At 51.5% G+C, this 301-nt stretch carries 1 rRNA gene; it reads left to right on the forward strand.

The window, feature by feature from the left end:
• Positions 1-51 precede the first annotated feature (51 nt).
• Positions 52-301 (forward strand): 23S ribosomal RNA (locus tag ACPYOJ_RS35060); the annotation flags it as partial.

Consider the following 301-nt stretch of genomic DNA (forward strand, 5'->3'; position numbering starts at 1 on the left):
CCCCGCGATGCAGAGGAGCCTCGTGGGCGCGGAGATGTGTGTAAGAGACAGGACCCTGTGAACCTTTACTATAACTTCGTATTGACTTTGAGTAAGTAATGTGTAGGATAGGTGGGAGGCTTTGAAGCCGGCACGCTAGTGTTGGTGGAGCCGACGTTGAAATACCACCCTTTACTTACTTGGAGCCTAACTTCTTTTAGAAGGACATTGCGTGGTGGGTAGTTTGACTGGGGTGGTCGCCTCCAAAAGAGTAACGGAGGCTTTCAAAGGTACCCTCAGCACGCTTGGTAACCGTGCGTAG

The sequence above is a fragment of the Rhizobium sp. SVR5-9E genome, from assembly GCF_056755095.1.